Annotated in this window: 2 protein-coding genes; both read left to right on the forward strand. The window is 66.5% G+C overall.

Annotation, left to right across the window (positions count from 1 at the left end; genetic code table 11):
- On the forward strand, window positions 1-757 hold a 757-nt coding region (locus AC1DQP_RS20235; RefSeq protein ID WP_478052396.1), incomplete at its 5' end, for a hypothetical protein.
- Between the two features lie 67 nt (window positions 758-824).
- Window positions 825-1,676, forward strand: a complete 852-nt coding sequence (gene purU, locus AC1DQP_RS20240; protein WP_457318278.1) for a formyltetrahydrofolate deformylase — start codon at window positions 825-827, stop codon at window positions 1,674-1,676.
- Window positions 1,677-1,718 lie beyond the last annotated feature (42 nt).

The following is a 1,718-nucleotide window of genomic DNA, read 5'->3' on the forward strand; positions in this document are numbered from 1 at the left end:
GCCTGTGGCGGAGCGGGTGGCGGCCATGCGCGCCGTGTATGCGCACATCGCACCGGAGGTGATGCAGCCCGGCGACTGCGCGGCGTTGCCGGATGACCGGTTGCAGGATCTTTTCCAGTCCACCGCGCTGATCGCCTTCTACGCACGTGAACCAGCCACGTTACTGCGCCTGCAGTGCCTGTATGAGGCGCTGGTCGCGCGTGATCTCGCCGTGGATGACCACCACCGCAGCATGCGCGGCTCCCTTATCGCGTTGCAGCGCTTCGACCAGGCCAATGCACTCAACGCCCGCCTGCGGACGGCACCCACTGCGTTGCCGGTGATCCGTGGTCCTGCGCCGGCCGGCAGGCCACTGCTGCAGCTGGAGGGCATCGCCCACGTGCAGCGCGCAGCACTGGCCGAAGACGGTCTGCGCGTGGTCGCGGTGGTGCACCCACACTGTGGTTTCTCCCGCCGCGCGCTGCAGGCCATCATCACCCAGCCCGAATACGCGTGGCTGCGCGGTCACCTGCAACTTGTGGTGCCGATCGGGCAGGCATGGCCCGGCCAGGAGATGCTCGACTGGAACAGCACCCATCCGGACCTGCCCATGCAGCCGATGGTGCGCGATGCCTCATGGGAAGGGCTGGACACCGACCAGACACCTGTCTTCCATCTGCTCCGCGATGGCGAGGTCATCCACACCGTGGCCGGCTGGCCAACGGAAGGTGCCGATCTGCGCCGCATCCGCGCGGCACTGGACGCCGAGTCGCATTGAGTCCACGCGCTTGGTTGCATTTGAGAGCATCGTTCGCGTCGTGATGGTGCTCGCTTACACTCACACGATGCGCCCTGATTCCATCCTCACCCTGTCATGCCCGGACCGTACCGGGATCGTCTACCGTGTGTCCGGTCTGCTGTTCGACCTGGGCTGCAACATTCTCGATGCCCAGCAGTTTGGCGATGAGGAAAGCGGCCGCTTCTTCCTGCGTGTGCACTTCGATCGTGCCGCCACGCAGTCACTGGCCGATGTGGAAGCACGGATGGGGACGCTGGCGGCGGAGTTCCAGATGGACTGGCAACTGCACGATGCGCGCCGCCGTGCGCGGCTGCTGGTGCTGGTGAGCAAGCAGGGGCATTGCCTGAACGACCTGCTGTTCCGCGCACACAGCCGCCAGCTGCAGGTGGATATCGCTGCGGTGGCGTCCAACCATGACGACTTCGCCGCGCTGGCCGGCTCGTACGAAGTGCCGTTCCACCACCTGCCCGTCAACGCCGACAACCGCGCCGTGCAGGAGCAGCAGATCATCGATCTGGTTGAGCGCGAGCAGATCGACCTGGTGGTGCTGGCGCGCTACATGCAGATCCTGTCGCCGCGCCTGTGCCAGGCGCTGGCGGGCCGGGCGATCAACATCCACCACAGCTTCCTGCCCAGCTTCAAGGGCGCCCAGCCGTACCACCAGGCGCACGCGCGTGGGGTCAAGATCATCGGCGCCACCGCGCATTACGTCACCGAAGACCTGGATGAAGGCCCGATCATCGAACAGGACGTGGCGCGCGTGGACCACGCCATGACCCCGCGCGACCTGGTACGCCTGGGCAGCGACACCGAATCACAGGTGCTGGCCCGCGCCGTGCGCCGCCATGTGGAGCACCGCATCCTGCGCAACGGCCACCGCACGGTCGTATTCCGCTGAACCGGTAGCTACCCACCGTTTGTGGGTACGACGCTCCGGTAG

It is taken from the genome of Stenotrophomonas sp. P5_A8, from assembly GCF_056400545.1.